This is a genomic window from Ruegeria sp. AL2, from assembly GCF_056540845.1.
Genome location: NZ_JBQFXM010000020.1, coordinates 18,528 through 34,609, shown reverse-complemented (window position 1 = coordinate 34,609; position 16,082 = coordinate 18,528). Strand labels below are relative to the sequence as shown.

18 protein-coding genes and 1 tRNA gene are annotated in these 16,082 nt (G+C 57.4%); 11 read left to right on the top strand and 8 right to left on the bottom strand.

The window, feature by feature from the left end; all coding sequences use genetic code 11:
• Nucleotides 1-300: 300 nt before the first annotated feature.
• From ACR0ID_RS17525 to ACR0ID_RS17495, 7 genes are all read right to left on the bottom strand, one after another.
• Complete coding sequence (locus ACR0ID_RS17525; protein WP_298390508.1) at nucleotides 301-933, bottom strand: tyrosine-type recombinase/integrase; 633 nt, start codon at nucleotides 931-933, stop codon at nucleotides 301-303.
• Nucleotides 934-1,288: 355 nt separating this feature from the next.
• Complete coding sequence (locus ACR0ID_RS17520; protein WP_480607424.1) at nucleotides 1,289-1,699, bottom strand: DUF4345 domain-containing protein; 411 nt, start codon at nucleotides 1,697-1,699, stop codon at nucleotides 1,289-1,291.
• A 1-nt stretch (nucleotide 1,700) separates the two neighbouring features.
• Nucleotides 1,701-1,898, bottom strand: coding sequence for a hypothetical protein (locus ACR0ID_RS17515; protein ID WP_480607421.1), 198 nt, complete (start codon nucleotides 1,896-1,898; stop codon nucleotides 1,701-1,703).
• 328 nt (nucleotides 1,899-2,226) lie between these two features.
• Nucleotides 2,227-2,303, bottom strand: a tRNA-Arg gene (locus tag ACR0ID_RS17510).
• A 63-nt stretch (nucleotides 2,304-2,366) separates the two neighbouring features.
• Nucleotides 2,367-3,749: an ATP-binding protein gene (locus ACR0ID_RS17505; RefSeq protein ID WP_480607419.1), complete on the bottom strand. Its 1,383-nt coding sequence runs from the start codon at nucleotides 3,747-3,749 to the stop codon at nucleotides 2,367-2,369.
• Between the two features lie 18 nt (nucleotides 3,750-3,767).
• A complete protein-coding gene (locus ACR0ID_RS17500; RefSeq protein ID WP_480607416.1) occupies nucleotides 3,768-5,186 on the bottom strand; it encodes a dihydrolipoyl dehydrogenase family protein in 1,419 nt (472 codons plus the stop codon).
• A 3-nt stretch (nucleotides 5,187-5,189) separates the two neighbouring features.
• Nucleotides 5,190-5,921 carry a TVP38/TMEM64 family protein gene (locus ACR0ID_RS17495; RefSeq protein WP_480607428.1) on the bottom strand — a complete coding sequence of 244 codons (732 nt, stop codon included), beginning with the start codon at nucleotides 5,919-5,921 and terminating at the stop codon, nucleotides 5,190-5,192.
• A 296-nt stretch (nucleotides 5,922-6,217) separates the two neighbouring features.
• Here ACR0ID_RS17495 and rpmH point away from each other — a divergent pair, with 296 nt between their 5' ends.
• The 3 genes from rpmH to yidD are packed head-to-tail and all read left to right on the top strand — an operon-like array spanning nucleotide 6,218 to nucleotide 7,034.
• A complete protein-coding gene (rpmH, locus tag ACR0ID_RS17490; RefSeq protein ID WP_005980833.1) occupies nucleotides 6,218-6,352 on the top strand; it encodes a 50S ribosomal protein L34 in 135 nt (44 codons plus the stop codon).
• 26 nt (nucleotides 6,353-6,378) lie between these two features.
• Nucleotides 6,379-6,804, top strand: coding sequence for a ribonuclease P protein component (gene rnpA / locus ACR0ID_RS17485; protein WP_480607413.1), 426 nt, complete (start codon nucleotides 6,379-6,381; stop codon nucleotides 6,802-6,804).
• Nucleotides 6,801-7,034: a membrane protein insertion efficiency factor YidD gene (gene yidD, locus ACR0ID_RS17480; RefSeq protein ID WP_209505895.1), complete on the top strand. Its 234-nt coding sequence runs from the start codon at nucleotides 6,801-6,803 to the stop codon at nucleotides 7,032-7,034. The genes rnpA and yidD overlap by 4 nt, the downstream gene beginning before the upstream one ends.
• On the opposite strand, the gene ACR0ID_RS17475 is transcribed toward yidD, so the two are convergent.
• Entirely contained in the window at nucleotides 7,031-7,966 is a 936-nt protein-coding gene (locus tag ACR0ID_RS17475; RefSeq protein ID WP_480474024.1) for an alpha/beta fold hydrolase, read from the bottom strand. The two genes, yidD and ACR0ID_RS17475, sit on opposite strands and share 4 nt — an antisense overlap.
• Before the next feature lie 114 nt (nucleotides 7,967-8,080).
• Here ACR0ID_RS17475 and ttcA point away from each other — a divergent pair, with 114 nt between their 5' ends.
• From ttcA to ACR0ID_RS17435, 8 genes are all read left to right on the top strand, one after another.
• Complete coding sequence (ttcA, locus tag ACR0ID_RS17470; RefSeq protein ID WP_480474025.1) at nucleotides 8,081-8,974, top strand: tRNA 2-thiocytidine(32) synthetase TtcA; 894 nt, start codon at nucleotides 8,081-8,083, stop codon at nucleotides 8,972-8,974.
• A 44-nt stretch (nucleotides 8,975-9,018) separates the two neighbouring features.
• Nucleotides 9,019-10,515: a putative bifunctional diguanylate cyclase/phosphodiesterase gene (locus ACR0ID_RS17465; RefSeq protein WP_480607409.1), complete on the top strand. Its 1,497-nt coding sequence runs from the start codon at nucleotides 9,019-9,021 to the stop codon at nucleotides 10,513-10,515.
• A 186-nt stretch (nucleotides 10,516-10,701) separates the two neighbouring features.
• Complete coding sequence (gene yidC, locus ACR0ID_RS17460) at nucleotides 10,702-12,531, top strand: membrane protein insertase YidC (RefSeq protein ID WP_480607406.1); 1,830 nt, start codon at nucleotides 10,702-10,704, stop codon at nucleotides 12,529-12,531.
• The gene (locus tag ACR0ID_RS17455; protein WP_480607404.1) at nucleotides 12,528-13,265 is read left to right on the top strand and encodes an MOSC domain-containing protein; all 738 of its coding nucleotides are present in this window, start codon (nucleotides 12,528-12,530) and stop codon (nucleotides 13,263-13,265) included. The genes yidC and ACR0ID_RS17455 overlap by 4 nt, the downstream gene beginning before the upstream one ends.
• A complete protein-coding gene (gene yihA, locus ACR0ID_RS17450; protein WP_480607402.1) occupies nucleotides 13,262-13,915 on the top strand; it encodes a ribosome biogenesis GTP-binding protein YihA/YsxC in 654 nt (217 codons plus the stop codon). The genes ACR0ID_RS17455 and yihA overlap by 4 nt, the downstream gene beginning before the upstream one ends.
• Before the next feature lie 60 nt (nucleotides 13,916-13,975).
• Complete coding sequence (gene argB / locus ACR0ID_RS17445; RefSeq protein ID WP_480474030.1) at nucleotides 13,976-14,839, top strand: acetylglutamate kinase; 864 nt, start codon at nucleotides 13,976-13,978, stop codon at nucleotides 14,837-14,839.
• Nucleotides 14,840-14,861: 22 nt separating this feature from the next.
• On the top strand, nucleotides 14,862-15,548 hold the full coding sequence (locus tag ACR0ID_RS17440; protein ID WP_480607399.1) for a ferredoxin: 687 nt from the start codon (nucleotides 14,862-14,864) through the stop codon (nucleotides 15,546-15,548).
• A complete protein-coding gene (locus ACR0ID_RS17435; protein ID WP_480607397.1) occupies nucleotides 15,545-16,042 on the top strand; it encodes a SixA phosphatase family protein in 498 nt (165 codons plus the stop codon). Before ACR0ID_RS17440 ends, ACR0ID_RS17435 begins: the two co-directional genes overlap by 4 nt.
• The last annotated feature ends 40 nt before the right edge of the window (nucleotides 16,043-16,082 follow it).

Here is a 16,082-nt window from a genome sequence, read left to right as displayed (position 1 = left end):
GTCTCGGTCCCATCATGGCTGATCCCTCCCTTTAGGAAGAATTGAATCAGCAACTTACCAACCGATCAAGCCCGAGTTTTTCAACAAAATAAGCCACACCTGCTGGGGTCGCCGTCGCTATCCGCCAGCAGCTGCCATTCGAGCAACAGCAGTGAATTCATTCAAAGTCCGCATATCGCTCGCTTGCCTGACACCGAATTTCGCACCCGCAGCGAAGGTCGGCAATTCGGGCGCGAAGCAGCATTCGGCTGCTATGCTCAAGGTCGGCTATGGGCCGCCCCTCTCGGACGGCCCTAGAACCTAGATTTCAATCGCTTCGGCGATAGCCAGGGCATCCTCGAGTTCCACACCAAGGTATCGGACGGTGCTGTCCATTTTGGTGTGGCCAAGAAGAAGCTGAACAGCTCGAAGGTTCCCGGTCTTCTTGTAAATCTGAGTGACTTTGGTTCTCCTCATTGAATGTGTGCCGTAGGCACTTGCCTCGAGACCGATCGACGTCACCCAGTCGCGGACAATCCGCGCATATTGGCGTGTCGAGATGTGCAGGCGTTCATGAAATCGGCCTGGCCACAGGTACTCTGAACCGATCATCAGTTCGTCTTCCATCCACTTTTCAACAGAGGCTCGAGTGCCTTCGGAAATCTCAAAGCGCACAGGTTTCTGCGTCTTGCTCTGAAGGACCGAAGCCCGTTCCTTGATTTGACCTGACGCCATGACATCTACGACCTTCATCTTCACCAGGTCGCAGCCGCGCAACTTGCTATCGATTGCCATGTTGAACAGCGCGAGGTCGCGATGGTTTTGGGCCAATTCAAGGCGCACTCGGATCGCCCAGACGTGCTTTGGTTTCAAAGGTCGCTTCTGGCCGACGATCCGGCCCTTGTTCCAAGCTGGACGAAGAGCGCGAATGGCAGGTAAATTTGGTGTTTCCATGACTGATCCTCCGATCCGCCATGCCCTCCCAAAGCGACAACCCGACGTTGACCGAAACATTTTATCATAGCTTGCTGCGCTGCCTCCGAGGTCCGCGATGAGCCCATTGCTGCCGTCGACCGAGCTTTGGTCTTTCGCATGTGCGGCACGTAGCCTACCGCACATTCCGGACGTTTAGAACTAGGCGGCAAATGGTAGGTGAGCGGACTAAGCTGTCGTTCGCTACTGTGAAGTTAATGGCGGGTTTTCTGAGAGAAACCGAATTTTGGAAATTCTTGCAAAGAGCTCAAGCTAGCCTGCCTCGGAACGCATGCTCGCGAAGTATTGTGATCAGTGGTCGTTCTGTGACGTGATCTTAGTTCTTCCGCTCCGGATCATGCCCGACATTGCGCAACAGGCGCCATGCGATACCGGCGAAGGCGAATTCGAGCACCATGTAGAGGGTCAGAAGAGGTTCTGGCCACCCGTCAACGACGAGGCTCAGAAGGCGGCCCAAAGCCAGTCCAACCATGAAGATCAGGAGGCTCCAGAGTGCCGGAATACGAAGATCCGCGCGAAATGCGCCTGTGATCCAGAATCCGACCAGCGCGAGATATAGCCCCATAACGGCACGGAAGATGTGGCGGGTGTTGACGCCATCGGCATCGATACCAAACAGCCAAGGCAGGCTGGCGCCCGGAGCGAAGCCATTGGACAGCGCGATGGGGATAAGGCCTGCTGCGGTTACAAGCAGGAATGCGGATTGCAGCGTGTTTCTCGCGACCATATCAATTCTCCAGCGCGTCGGCGAAAGTCTTTTGAATCCGCCGATTGATCACCCGCAACGCCAGAGACTTACCGACCTCGTGGCGCTCGGCGAGGGCCAGAAGATCGTTCATGATCACGCGCACCTTGCCCTCTTTGTCCTGCAGGACAAGTACCTTCTGGCAGAACGCATCGAGTCCGAGGCTTGGTGCATTCGCCATTGCGCGACCACCCGGTCCAGGCCCGCCATAGTCCCCCAATGTCGAAGAAGAGTGCGTTGTCCAGTGCTACAGCCAAACCCGCGGCTTCCATGGCCAAGCCCAGCATTTCGTCACAGATTTCCTTGGGTGTGTCTTTTCGCATCATTTTTCCTTTCCAAATTTTACAGATCGTCGAACCTGGCGCTGACATCGCGACGCACAGGCAATTCGAGTCTAGAAACGAAAGGAAAAAAACTTCAGACCAAACCTACTTGTTGGGCAAAATGTGGGGCAGGAGTTCGCCTGATCCGTATTTATCACTATTTTACAAGAGGTTAGATTTACCAAGTGGCGGACCGAGGAGGATTCGAACCCCCGACCCCTTGATTCGTAGTCAAGTACTCTATCCAGCTGAGCTATCGGTCCGCGTTGGTGAGGCGCTGTTTAGACCTGTGGTCAAAGACGTGCAAGCCGATTCTTAAAAAAAAATCAAAAAGTCATGTCTCCGCGCGGAAGCCTTATTTCAAAGATCGTTCCTTCGGGCCCGGTCTCTTTCAGTGTCAGGTTACCGCCATGCCCGCGCACCAGTTCCTGAGAGATTGCAAGGCCCAGGCCAGAGCCTCCTTTGCGGACCCCACCCTGAAACGGTGTGAACAGGTTTTCACGTGCTTTTGGCGGAAGACCCGGCCCGGTGTCGCGAATTTCAAGACACCAGGCGTCCTGATATTCACACCCGTCGATGGTGATATGACCCGGCTTACCCGAAGCTTCCAACGCCTGTCTTGCGTTACGCACGAGGTTCATGATGACACGAAACAACTGCTCGGGGTCGGCGCGGGCGATCAGATCTTCAGGCACTTCGTTCACAATCTCGACGCAGCCCCCCGCGACTGCCAGCTGTTCACTGGTAGCGACGTCAGCCGCAATTGTCCGCAAGGGCACCATCGTCAAAGTGGGTGCAGGTTCTTCCGCGCGACCGAATGCCAATGTGCTTTCACACAGCGATACAGCACGGGTGATCGAATTCACCAACTTCGGAGCCATTCGCCGGACCAGCGGGTCATCACTGGATTCGATCCTGTCCGTGAACAGCTGCGCCGATGTCAGGATGTTACGCAGGTCATGACTGACCTTTGCAACCGCCCCACCCAGTTGCGCCAGCCGCTCGCGCTGTTTGAGCGCCTGCGTCAGTTCCGTTTGCAACATCTTCAGCGCTTCTTCGGCCTCGCGCAATTCCGTCACTCTGGAATTCGGCGAGATGATGCCGCGCGCATCCTCGGGTGCGCTGGCATAGCGCTGCATATATCCCACTACGCTTTTGATTGGGCGAACAAGAACCACGCGCACCGCAAGGAACAGTAAGGACGCCGTGATGATTGAGATGACAAAGGACAGCCCCAGAATGCGCAGGCCGTAGTCAACCATCGCCATACGCAGGGGGGCGCTGTCGATCGTGACCTCAATCAGCAACCCCGCGCCCTTGACCGGCTCGCCAATGATACGGATGACTTCATTTTCGGGTATGAATATCCGGCTCACCGCATCCCGGATCAAAATCCACGGACCGGCATCCCGTAGATCGAATGTTTTGGTGATTGCCTCGGGAATTGGTGACGACAGCATGAGTTGGCGGACTTCATCCCGACGCAACACAACGTTGTAGACACCGGCATTCGCCAGCAGTTCTGCCTCAAGATCTTCGGCCAGCATATCGTCAGCCAGCAACGCCAGCGATGCGATCTGGGCGCGTTCCAGACGGTTTAGCAGGAAATCCTCGCGGAACCGGGCAATCGACGGGACAAAGATCAAGATTTCGGCCAACATAACGAAGACCGTCGTCAGGATCAGAAATCGGCCCGACAGCGAGTTCAAATTACGCTCCTCTTCAGGTCAGGGAATCCAGCGCTGGACGAACCTGACCACACGTTTAACTGTCTGATTCTCAAACAGCCTTGGAGAGAAATAAGCGCCAGCAACGCGTTTGTTAAGCTCTCCGATCGTTGGATAGGGTGAAACCATAGCAGCGATCTGTCCCATCTTCAGATTATTGGCCAAAGCCAGCGACCACATGTTGATCAACTCGCCCGCCTGATGGCCCACAATCGTGGCACCGACGGGCCTGCCCTTCACCACCATGACCTTGATGAACCCTTTGATTTTGCGCTCGGCCAAAGCGCGGTCATTATGATGATAGTCAAAGCGCGCAACCTGCACCCTGTCGCCATGCCGGTCGCGGGCCTGAGTTTCGGTCAGACCAACCTGCGCCAGTTCAGGGTCGGTGAACGTTGCCCATGGGATATGCGCCGTTTTCGCCCTAGCGGGCAGGCCGAACAAGGCGGATCGAATGATGATACCCGCATGATACCCGGCTACATGGGTGAATTGCAGCCCCCCCACGACATCGCCAATCGCATAGACCCGGCGGTTTGACGTCCGCAAGCTGTCATCCGTCTTGATTCCGGTTCGGGTGCGGTCAATTCCTGCCGCGGCCAGATTCAGACGCTCGATATTGGCTTTGCGCCCTGCAGCAATCAAAAGATGAGAGCCCCTGTGAATATCGCCATTCTCGATCACGATTTCCACAACGCCTTCCCTTCCGCGAATCTGGGCCACCACGGCATTTTCGTGGACCATGACACCTTCGCCGCGCAAAGCCTCCAGCACCACGGACGCGGCCTCGGGGTCGTCTTTGCCCAATGCCTTCTGCCCTTCAACAACTGTTACCTTGCTGCCCAACCGGACATGAGCCTGCGCCATTTCCATACCCACCGGACCACCGCCAATGATCAGCAAGTGTTCCGGACGCTCGCGCAGGTCGAAAATGGTTTCGTTTGTTTGATAAGGCACTGTGTCCAGTCCCGGGATCGGCGGAACCATTGGCGACGACCCGGTTGCAATCACGATCCGGCGCGCGGTGATGACATGATCTCCGGCCTGCACCTTGGTCGGGGAGATAAAGCTGCCAAACTCGCGGATCACCTTGACACCCAAACCTTCGAAGCGTTGCTGGCTGTCCATTGGTTCGATCTGGGCAATCACATCCCGCACATGATCCTTCGCCGCCGCATAGTCGATCTGAGGGTTTACATCGGCCACGCCAAACGCGGCGGAATGCGCCTGACCAAAGGCCGCTTTGCCGCTTGCGATCAGCGCTTTCGACGGGACGCAGCCGAAGTTCAGGCAGTCGCCGCCCATCTTGTGCCCTTCCAGAAGGATCACCTTCGCACCCATCTGGCTGGCACCGGCCGCAACCGATAACCCTCCGGACCCGGCCCCAATGACCAGGATATCTGTCTTGAGGTGTTGCATGGGTCAGGCGTCCTTTCCGCCACGCAGGGACTTGATGACAATCGGCAAAGCAGCCAGCACACACAAGCCGACAATGGGGCCAATGACGAAGGGTTCCCACAACAAAGAAACGTCCGGTGTTTCGCCACGGTCGAACACACCGCCCAGCCCAACGCCGATCCAGGTGTAAACGATACCCCCCGGAATAATGCCCAGCGCCGTCGTGATCAGAAAATTGCGAAATTTGACGCCCACCAGCGCAGGCACCAGATTGGCCACAAAGAACGGCACAACCGGGAAAAGCCGCAGCAGGAACAGCACCGAGATTTCGTTCTCGCGCAACCTGTCCTTCAGCTTCCCAATCGTCCCCTTTGAGGCATTCAGCCGGGCCGTCAAAGCATTGCCCAACCCCCAGCGGGCGGCCAAAAAGATGGCCGATGCGCCTATAGTGGCCGAAAATACATTGAACACCGTTCCGGCAAACAGTCCAAACAGGAACCCACCGGTCATCGAGGCGACAGCTGCCCCGGGCAGCGAAAACGCGACGATCACGATATAGACGGCAACGAACCCGGCCACCATGGCCCAATAGTTTGCGTCCCGCCACGCCAGCAACGCTTCGCGGTTGTCGCGCAGGGTTTCGAAAGTCAGGTAATCACCCAGCGTGAAAAACCCCACCGCGGCGACACCGAGAATCACCAGCAAAGGGATTTGGCGCGCCAACCCGTTTCGTGGAACGTGGCTTGTTTCGGACATCTGGTCTTCCGGTTCTTCTTGTTTCATCTTACGCCCAACATGCGCTGCATGCGCTTTTGGCAACAGGGGGTTCACGGGGCCTTGATCTATGCGGCCGCGAACGTGACAGTTTCAGACGATAATCGACCGATTTGAAATCTTTTCAGCAATCGGTTTACAGAATTGTTGCAAAAGCCGCGAAAACCGGACCGTTGGGGTTTGACTTACACTTCGCTTGGCAGTAGAGGACGGGCTTCGAACACTAGGGCCAGGCGAATCCGCGCCGCACCCGACCGCTATAGATTGGAGACGGAGCGATGAAACGCACCTATCAGCCTTCGAACCTGGTTCGCAAACGCCGCCACGGTTTCCGCGCGCGCATGGCCACAAAAGCCGGCCGCAAGATCCTGAATGCGCGCCGCGCCCGCGGCCGCAAATCGCTGAGCGCGTAAAACCGCCCACTGATCAGGGTATGAACATGATGCCGCCGGAGGCCCCTGAGGATGGTAAGAACCACCCCGGGAATACGCCCCCGGCGGCTTCTGTTTGTCTACCCACATCTCTGACGATCCTAAAAAAAAGAGCCGATTTCCTGAAAGCCGCGCGCGCGCGCAGACAGGGAACGTCTTCGATGATGGTGCAGGCCCGCCGACGCGCTCCGGATGAAGCGGTCGGGCTGCGCGTTGGCTTTACCTGCTCAAAGAAAGTCGGAAATGCCGTGGCCCGCAATCGTGCCAAGCGCCGTCTGAGAGAAGTCGCACGGGCGGTCTTGCCTGTGTCCGGTCTTGAGGGATGGGACTATGTGCTGATCGGGCGGGCGGATGTAACCGCCGATCTTCCTTATGATGTCCTGCTGAGCGACTTGCGGTGTGCGCTTCGCAAAGTGCATGCGGGCCACAAATGACCTTCCTGTCCCATATCGTCGCCCTGCCCGTTCGCGCGTACCGGCTGATTTTCAGCCCCTGGGTTGGTTTCAATTGCCGCTATCAGCCCACATGCTCGGCCTATGCGCTGGAAGCATTGGAAAAACATGGCGCGATCCGGGGATCATGGCTGGCTGCGCACAGGATATGCCGGTGCCATCCCTGGGGCGGTGACGGTTACGATCCGGTGCCCGACAATACAGACCCTTAAATCAACGCCAGATTGCCGCGGTCGGTGAAGCTGCGGGTCGGAATGACCTCTCGGTCAAGTTTTCCCATCAATGTATGGTGCAAGTCTTCGAAAAACCGGGGCGAGTCAAAATACCAGTTGTGTGTCGCAGAAGGCCCGTCCCCGTATTCATCGCGGGTATTTTTGAAGTAAGACCCGCAATACAGATTAACCGCTTTCTCGGGCCGGTCGTTTGGCATTCCGACACGGCCCAGTCGGCGCGATACTCCGACACGCTTGACCTCTGAGATCGACAAAACCTCGTCAAACGGGCTGTAATAACATGTCAGCCTAGTACAACGTCGCATCAGAGAGGACGTCTTGGAACTGCCATCGCGGAACGATTTCGCGGATACATCCGCCGCGACAAACGCGATCTGGCTGGTCATCCAGCTGTGTTGCGCGGTTTCGTGGTCGTCATCGGCATAATCCATGGCTTCTCGCACCAAGAACGTGCCCATGGAATGTGCCAGAACATGGACGTTGTACCGGCAATCGGCAGTCTGCATCCGGGACAGCCGCGTGATCCCGTGACTGAACAATTTCTCAGCCGCACGCCGCGCGTCAGCCCGATCAACGTTATAGCCCAGAACAGATCCATCGCTTGGCCAGTCATAACTGATGACCACACCGTTAAAGCCATGCATCTCAAGACCGGTGCGAATTTTGCGGTGACGTTCCAGCATCTGGTATTGCTCGGTATTGAACCCGTGCACGAAGACGACAATATGCCCGTTCTCGGTAGCCGTCGCCCCGGCTTCGGCCTGAATCCGGCTTATCCATTGAGATTGCGGTATTTCATGCTGCCGTGCCGGTTGCCCGACATTCCCCGGAATAGCCAGATATCGCGCGGCGCCCATCTTGTTTGAATAGTGATCGCCGCTTCGGGCGCGGACGGAAAAGAAATAGTCCATAATATACCTCCTGAAAAATACGCGCAGGGTAACACGGGTGTAACTACTCTCCAAATGCGGTTGATCCAGCTTCTACGCCTTGCCCGGGCCTTCGGTCCGCTGTAACCACGGCGCATGTTTGATGATGCAGACGATATCCACCCGCTGTTTGCCGGCGCGCCCTCGACAACCGAGTTCAAGAAGCTGCGTAAACGCATTGTGCGCCAGACCCGTGAAGCGATCGAGCAATACGGGATGGTGGATCCGTCCGCCCACGACAAGGATGGCAAGCCTCCCCGCTGGCTGGTCTGTCTTTCGGGTGGCAAGGACAGCTATACATTGCTGGCCGTTCTCTACGAGCTCAAGTGGCGGGGCCTGTTGCCTGTCGATCTGCTGGCCTGCAATCTGGATCAGGGCCAGCCGGGCTTTCCGGCGACGGTCCTGCCCGAGTTTCTGGGTCGAATGGACGTGCCGCATCGGATCGAATATCAGGACACATATTCCGTTGTGATGGACAAGGTTCCGCAGGGCCGGACCTATTGCGCCCTGTGTTCCCGTTTGCGCCGTGGCAACCTCTATCGCATCGCGCGCGAGGAAGGGTGCTCGGCGGTCGTTCTGGGGCATCACCGCGACGATATCCTTGAGACGTTTTTCATGAACCTGTTCCACGGCGGCCGCCTGGCCACGATGCCACCGAAACTGGTGAACGAAGAAGGCGATCTTTTTGTATTCCGCCCGCTCGCCCATGTCGCCGAAGCCGATTGCGAGAAATTTGCCAAGGCGATGCAATACCCGATCATTCCCTGTGACCTGTGCGGCAGTCAGGATGGGTTGCAGCGCCAGCAGGTCAAACAGATTCTGGATCAATGGGAAAAGAACAGCCCGGGTCGGCGACAGGTTATGTTCCGAGCGTTAACAAACGCGCGGCCATCGCACCTTCTGGATGGAAAGCTGTTTGATTTCATTAACCTTTCACTAAATTCCGACGAAAAATCTGGGAACTTAGAAGAGATTCCGCTTCTGCGTTAACGACTGACTTAGACTGGTTTCATAGGCTTTGCCTTGTGCAGATCATGCCCAAGGCCAGAAAGCTGATGCGGAACCATCCCCTTACCGACCGTTTTGTCCATTCGTTGAAAACCGTTCTGGGCGGCCCAGCCGCGCTGGCCTTTGTTCCGGCGCTTTGTCTGAGTGCGTTCTGGATTGGGGGTGAACAGGCCCTGGTTGCACTGGCCCTGATTTTGCCTCTGATCGTCGCAGGCATCAATGCGTTCGCAGCCAATCCGTCGCGTAAAGGGCTTTGGCGCCCCGGCGGTCTGCTGTCAAAGGACCAGTTTGAAACAGTTTTGGAGAAGGTATTTGCCGACGCCCGCCTGAAGGGGGAAAACTCGGCCTGTTTCGCGGTGGTTCTGGATGACTTCACGCAATTGCTTGATCTGCACGGACAGGCGGCGGCAAACCACGTTGCACAGCAATTCTGCTCGCGCGTTTTGTCCATGATCCGCTCCAATGATTGCGCAACCCGGATGGGTGGAAACAGGATGATGGTTGTTCTGCACCCGGCACGGCAACTGGATCTGGAAGCATGTATTCAGATGTCGGGCCGTATGCAAAACGCCGTTGAAGACCCCATCATGTTGAATGGCACCGGCGTGTATATGTCCTGTTCCATTGGCTTTTGCCTGAGCAGCAATATCACTGACGGCTCGGCAATCGAATGGCAGGAGGCCGCAAATAACGCCCTTTTGGAGGCGCAACAAAACGGGCCTTCCACGATTCGCGCTTTTTCCTCTCAGACGCGCAGACGGGCGCAGGTCAGGATCAACTTGCGCAAAGAGTTCGAGGCGGCGCTGGACAGCGGTGAAATCCGCCCGTGGTTTCAACCCCAGATCTCCACCGATACCGGGCGTATCAGTGGGTTTGAGGCTCTGGCCCGCTGGGAACATCCGAAAAAAGGGGTTCTTGCCCCCAATGTGTTCCTGCCCTTTGCCGAACAGGCCGAACTGATGGACCGGCTGGGGCAGGCCATGCGGCATCATTCCTTCTCTGCAATGCGCGAATGGGATCGGTCCATGCTGTCGGTGCCGCGCATCGGGATCGATTTCTCATCTGACGAACTGCGCAATCCGGGCCTGATCGACCGTCTGAAATGGGAATTGGATCAATTCGATCTGACTCCTGACAGGCTGGCGGTCGAGGTGTTGGAAACCGTGTTCTCCAGACGGCCCGACGATGTCATCACCCGCAACGTCACCGGGCTTGCCGCAATGGGGTGCTGTATTGATCTGGACGATTTCGGGACAGGACATGCCTCGATCGGTTCTATCAAACGGTTCAACGTATCCCGTATCAAGATCGACAGGTCATTTGTTGCCAAAGCGGATCTGGACCCAAGCCAGCAACAGCTTGCCAGCGCCATTCTGATGATGGCGGAACGTTTGCATCTGGAAACTTTGGCCGAAGGTGTCGAAACACCGGGTGAACACGCTCTGATGGCCCAACTGGGTTGCGATCATGTTCAGGGGTTTGGCATCGGCAAACCCATGCCATTTGAGAAAACCAAGGATTGAATCTCGTCTTACCGCAACAAGATCGAAGGAGTTCCAAAAATCGGGCGGCAAACGCGGTAGGGAACCGGAAATCGTGACAAAGAAGACCCCTCCGTGACGAAATGACGGGCGATTCCGCTTGACCTTTGGGTCTGCACTCTGTTGAACCCTGCGGGTGTCTTTCACTGCTCAAGGTGGCTGTCCCCGATGGACGATCAGAACAAGAACCTTATCCTCGCAACCGCGCTCAGCTTTCTCGTGATCCTGGTCTGGTTCGTGCTGTTCCCCCCTCCGGAACAAACGATAACGCCGGATCAGGCTGAAATAACCAGCGTCGAAGGCAGGGAGGTTCAGGCGCCCAGCACAGCCGATACCAGCACTGTCGGAGAGGCAACTGCGGCCGCCACCGAAGCTGAGCCCAAGGCCGAAGCGCCCCGCATCAATATCGACACGCCCCGCCTGACCGGCAGCCTGTCCCTTGCTGGCGGTCGGATCGACGAGCTGTCTTTGAAAGACTACAAGGTCTCACTGGCCGAGGATTCTCCGATTGTCGAGCTGTTGTCGCCGGTCGGATCGCAATCCGCCTATTACGCCCTCTATGGTTGGGCCCCCGGCGCGGGCCTGACCGGTACAGACGTACCCGGACCAAATACCATCTGGACGCTTGAGCAGGGTGAAACCCTGGGTGTTGACACGCCGGTGACGCTGGCCTGGGAAAACGGCAATGGACTGACATTCCGCCGCACCATCGCGGTTGACGAGAACTATATGTTCACGGTCACGCAATCTGTCGAAAACGCCACCGGAACCGAAGTTGGACTGGCACCTTATGGCATTCTTGCGCGCCACGGCATTGGCGAAGACGGCGACCTGCCGGACCTGAAAAACTTCTTCATTCTGCATGAAGGTGTGATCGGTATGGCCGACGGCACTCTGACCGAAGTGGATTATGGCGACGTTCGTGATTTCGATATCGATCCGGACGAACGCGCGCAGGCCGAGGTATTCCAGGTCAAGGAAAACGGCTGGATCGGGTTCACCGATCACTTCTGGATGACCACGCTGATCCCGGAACCCGGTTCTGCTTTCAAGGCGGCTGCCAAATACGACTCGCGTCGCAAGATTTACCAGACAGAAACGGTACTTCCGACGCTGACCGTGGCACCGGGAACAACCGAGCAGGTGACAACGCAGCTGTTTGCTGGCGCAAAGGAATGGGAGACCATCCGCGAATACCAGGCTGACGGTGTGCAGAAATTCATCGACAGTATCGACTGGGGCTGGTTCTTCTTCCTGACCAAGCCGATTTTCTGGCTGCTGCACAACATTCATGCGCTGATCGGCAACATGGGTTGGTCCATTATTGGCCTGACGCTGATCATCAAGGCAATCCTGTTCCCGCTGGCCTTCAAGTCCTACGTCTCGATGGCGAAGATGAAGGAACTGCAACCGCAGATGGAAGCCCTGAAAGAAGCCGCGGGCGACGACCGCCAGAAGATGCAGCAGGGCATGATGGAGCTGTACAAGAAGGAAAAGGTGAACCCCGCTGCCGGTTGTTTGCCAATCCTGTTGCAGATCCCGATCTTCTTCTCGCTGTACAAGGTGATTTTCGTCACAATCGAACTGCGTCAAGCACCGTGGTTTGGCCCCTTCCAGGACCTGAGCGCACCTGACCCGACCTCAATCATGAACCTCTTTGGCTTGCTGCCCTGGGCCGGCCCGCAACCGGATACCCTGATGGCGCTGATCTTTATCGGTATTCTGCCGCTGCTGCTGGGGATCTCGATGTGGCTGCAACAGAAACTGAACCCGGCACCAACTGATGCCACACAAGCGATGATCTTCGCGTGGATGCCCTGGGTCTTCATGTTCATGCTGGGCGGCTTTGCAAGCGGTCTGGTCGTGTACTGGATTGCGAACAACACGATCACCTTTACCCAACAGTATCTGATCATGCGCAGTCAGGGCTATTCGCCGGACGTATTCGGAAACATCAAATCCGGATTTAAGCGATTGCCGAACACGGACAAGAAATGAGCGGAACTGTTTCAGGCCTTTGGCGTCACCCGATCAAAAGCCATGGGCGTGAAGCCCTGAGCCTGATTACCCTCAACCCCGGGCAGACCATGCCCGGGGATCGCGTTTGGGCGGTTGCCCATGAAGCGACAAAGACCGACGGAACGGAATGGGCCCCGTGTGTGAATTTCAGCCGCGGTTCAAAAGCTCCCAAGCTGATGGCGATTTGGGCGAAACTGGACGGCGAGCAGGTCACTTTGCACCACCCGGACCGCCCGGATCTGAGCTTTCACCCCGACACGGAGCAATCGGTTTTCCTGGATTGGGTAAAGCCGCTTATGCCCACAGACCGTGCTGCGTCTGCCCGAATTGTCCGGGTGCCCGGGCGCGGCATGACCGATACCGATTTCCCGTCAATCAGCCTGTGCAACATGGCCTCTCATCGCGCTGTTGAACAAAAGCTGGGCCAGTCTTTATCTGCGGCACGTTGGCGGGGAAACATCTGGTTCGAAGGCCTGCCTGAGTGGGATGAATTCGACTGGCTGGGCCGTGACCTTCGCATTGGCGAAACCGTGCTCCGGGTTCGCGAGCGTATCACCCGCTGTCTGGCCACGACCGCAAATCCGGAAACCGGCGAACGCGACGCGGATACTTTGGGCGCGCTGAACAGCTGGGATCATCAGGATTTCGGTGTTTATGCAGAAGTTGTTCAGGGTGGTGAAATCCGCCTGAATGATACGCTGGAGTTGCTATGACCACGCTTCCGTTTCCGCTGGCCGAAGAGCCGGATGACTTCGCCAAAGAACACGGTCGCAAACTGTTTGCCGGCCCGTCCGAATTTGTCAAAGGCGTGGTCGCCATGACGGGCCTGCCCGCCCCTGACCGGTTAGAGGTTTGCTTTGCCGGACGCTCGAATGTCGGCAAATCCAGCCTGATCAATGCGTTAACCGGAACAAAGGGTCTGGCGCGTGCCTCGAACACACCTGGCCGCACGCAAGAAATCAACTTCTTCACGCAAGGCCCCGACCTCTATCTGGTGGACCTGCCGGGCTATGGGTATGCGAATGCACCGGTTAACGTGGTGGAAAAATGGCAGAAGCTTCTCAAGCAATACCTGAGCGGTCGTCAGACACTGCGCCGTGCCTTTGTCCTGATCGACGCGCGACACGGGGTAAAACCGGTCGACGCTGAAATCATGAAATTGCTGGATACCAGTGCCGTGACCTTTCAATGCGTTCTCACCAAGGCTGACAAGGTCAAGGCCAACGAGCGCGAAAAGGTTCTGGAGCAAACCCGCGCGGCCTTGTCCAAACATCCCGCAGCATTCCCGGAAATCGTCCTGACTTCGTCCGAAAAAGGCGACGGGATTCCGACCCTGCGCTCGATCATTGCACATCTGGAATAGCTTCGCCCTTGGCAGCGCGGTGCAAAGGCCCTAACACGGACGGTCAGAGGGACCTTAGCAATGAAGACACGTGACATGAACCGGGACTGGATCGCCACCGCAGCAACCCTGAACAGCGCATTGCCCTATCTGCAGCGCTATGATGGAGCCATCGTCGTCATCAAGCTGGGCGGGCACGCCATGGGCAGTGACGAGGCGATGGAGAGCTTTGCGCGCGATGTCGTCTTGATGCGTCAGGTCGGCGTGAACCCCGTCGTTGTGCATGGCGGTGGTCCGATGATCAACGCGATGCTGGACAAGCTGAATATCCAGTCCGACTTTGTGAACGGCAAGCGCGTGACTGACACGGCAACCGTCGAAGTTGTCGAGATGGTTCTGTCTGGCCTGGTGAACAAGCGCATCGTTCAGGCGATCAATGGTCAGGGCGGTTCGGCCGTGGGTTTGTCGGGCAAGGATGCAAACCTGATGATCTGCGACCAGACGGATGCGTCGCTGGGTTATGTCGGCACCCCTGCCGAGATGAACCCGAAAATCCTGCATGATCTGTTCTCACATGATGTGATCCCGGTAATCGCCCCGCTGGGTGCGGGCCGTGAGGGTGAAACGTTCAACGTGAACGGCGATACGGCAGCCGGGGCGATTGCCTCGGCATTGAAAGCTGACCGCCTTCTGCTGCTGACTGATGTCTCGGGCGTCAAGAACGCGGCTGGTGAAGTGGTGACCGAGCTGAAAGCCGGCCAGATCCGCGAGATGACCCGCGAAGGCACCATCGCAGGCGGCATGATCCCCAAGACCGAAACTGCCCTGGACGCCCTGCGCAGCGGCGTTCGGGCCGTCGTGATACTTGACGGGCGTGCGCCAAATGCGGTTCTGCTTGAACTGTTCACAGAACATGGCGCCGGGTCTCTGATACGGCCAGACTGATCACTGCAACAGCCGAGGGAAGATGACAGATCTCGCGCGACCTTCCTCTGGCCCGGATGCGGGAACTTATGGCCGCGTTGAACACGCGGCGCGTCAGGCGGGGTTGATTGTCATGGGCGCGCTGCATCCCCATCGCGTGGCAGCCCGGCAACTCGACACAGGCACGCTGATCTTGCTGGGCGCGGGTTCTGATTTCTGGCCTGCTCTGAAAGCCTCGCTCGAATGGCGGGGGCCTGATCCAGTAGACCGCTGGTCAACCAGAGTCGTCGGCCAGATGGCACATGCGTTCGGTGCACAGGCCTATTTCCCCTTTGGTGATCCACCCTATGCGCCTTTCATCGACTGGGCCCTGAAATCGGGACGCACCTTCAGCAGCCCGGTGGGGGCCTTGGTACATGACACGGTCGGCATGATGATCTCATATCGCGGCGCACTGCATTTCGCCCATGAGCTTACCATCCCTAAGGCGCCCGGCGTTTCCCCCTGTGACACCTGCGCCGCCCCGTGCACGACAGCTTGCCCTGTCGGCGCGCTGAACGCGCAAAACTTCTATGACCTTGCGGCCTGCCACGACCATCTTGATACCGCTGAGGGTCAAAACTGCATGACAGGCGGCTGTCTGGCCCGTCTCGCCTGCCCGCTCAGCGTGGGCGCAGGGCGCAACCCCGAACAATCAACCCATCATATGAAGGCTTTTCATCCGTCATGACCCGCACCCTGATCCTGACGCGACACGCAAAATCCAGCTGGGATAACCCAGGACTTGCCGATCATGAACGCCCCCTGAACAAGCGCGGGCGCAGGTCGGCCCCGGCCATTGGTGCATGGCTGCGCGAAAACGGCTGGATGCCGGATGAAGTGCTCAGCTCGACGTCTAACCGCACCCGCGAGACATGGGATGGAATGGGGTTAAAGGCCGATAAGGTCCGCTTTCACAAAGCGCTCTACCACGCCGACGCAGAAGACATGTTGCGTGAATTGGCAGGCGCTACGGAACCCGTAATATTGATGCTGGGCCATAACCCCGGCATCGCCGAGTTCGCCAGCCAACTTGTGCGACAGTCGCCGGATCACATGCGCTTTTTCGATTATCCGACTTGTGCAACCACTGTGATGACATTCAACGCCGACAGCTGGTCGGACGTGCGATGGCATATGGGCACCGTGCTGGGCTTCACCACCGCGCGAGAGTTGCTGGAATAGAAAAAGGCGGGGCAAAACCCCGCCTTTCCACCATCTTGAG

What these genes read in the sequence shown, in the direction of transcription:
- ACR0ID_RS17515 (WP_480607421.1), bottom strand. Translation starts at nt 1,898, where the DNA reads ATGGCGAATGCACCAAGCCTCGGACTCGATGCGTTCTGCCAGAAGGTA.
- argB (WP_480474030.1), top strand. Translation starts at nt 13,976, where the DNA reads ATGAAGACACGTGACATGAACCGGGACTGGATCGCCACCGCAGCAACC.
- rpmH (WP_005980833.1), top strand. Translation starts at nt 6,218, where the DNA reads ATGAAACGCACCTATCAGCCTTCGAACCTGGTTCGCAAACGCCGCCAC.
- ACR0ID_RS17525 (WP_298390508.1), bottom strand. Translation starts at nt 933, where the DNA reads ATGGAAACACCAAATTTACCTGCCATTCGCGCTCTTCGTCCAGCTTGG.
- ACR0ID_RS17465 (WP_480607409.1), top strand. Translation starts at nt 9,019, where the DNA reads ATGCCCAAGGCCAGAAAGCTGATGCGGAACCATCCCCTTACCGACCGT.
- ACR0ID_RS17455 (WP_480607404.1), top strand. Translation starts at nt 12,528, where the DNA reads ATGAGCGGAACTGTTTCAGGCCTTTGGCGTCACCCGATCAAAAGCCAT.
- rnpA (WP_480607413.1), top strand. Translation starts at nt 6,379, where the DNA reads ATGATGCCGCCGGAGGCCCCTGAGGATGGTAAGAACCACCCCGGGAAT.
- ACR0ID_RS17475 (WP_480474024.1), bottom strand. Translation starts at nt 7,966, where the DNA reads ATGGACTATTTCTTTTCCGTCCGCGCCCGAAGCGGCGATCACTATTCA.
- ACR0ID_RS17500 (WP_480607416.1), bottom strand. Translation starts at nt 5,186, where the DNA reads ATGCAACACCTCAAGACAGATATCCTGGTCATTGGGGCCGGGTCCGGA.
- yihA (WP_480607402.1), top strand. Translation starts at nt 13,262, where the DNA reads ATGACCACGCTTCCGTTTCCGCTGGCCGAAGAGCCGGATGACTTCGCC.
- yidC (WP_480607406.1), top strand. Translation starts at nt 10,702, where the DNA reads ATGGACGATCAGAACAAGAACCTTATCCTCGCAACCGCGCTCAGCTTT.
- yidD (WP_209505895.1), top strand. Translation starts at nt 6,801, where the DNA reads ATGACCTTCCTGTCCCATATCGTCGCCCTGCCCGTTCGCGCGTACCGG.
- ACR0ID_RS17440 (WP_480607399.1), top strand. Translation starts at nt 14,862, where the DNA reads ATGACAGATCTCGCGCGACCTTCCTCTGGCCCGGATGCGGGAACTTAT.
- ACR0ID_RS17520 (WP_480607424.1), bottom strand. Translation starts at nt 1,699, where the DNA reads ATGGTCGCGAGAAACACGCTGCAATCCGCATTCCTGCTTGTAACCGCA.
- ACR0ID_RS17495 (WP_480607428.1), bottom strand. Translation starts at nt 5,921, where the DNA reads ATGTCCGAAACAAGCCACGTTCCACGAAACGGGTTGGCGCGCCAAATC.
- ttcA (WP_480474025.1), top strand. Translation starts at nt 8,081, where the DNA reads ATGTTTGATGATGCAGACGATATCCACCCGCTGTTTGCCGGCGCGCCC.
- ACR0ID_RS17435 (WP_480607397.1), top strand. Translation starts at nt 15,545, where the DNA reads ATGACCCGCACCCTGATCCTGACGCGACACGCAAAATCCAGCTGGGAT.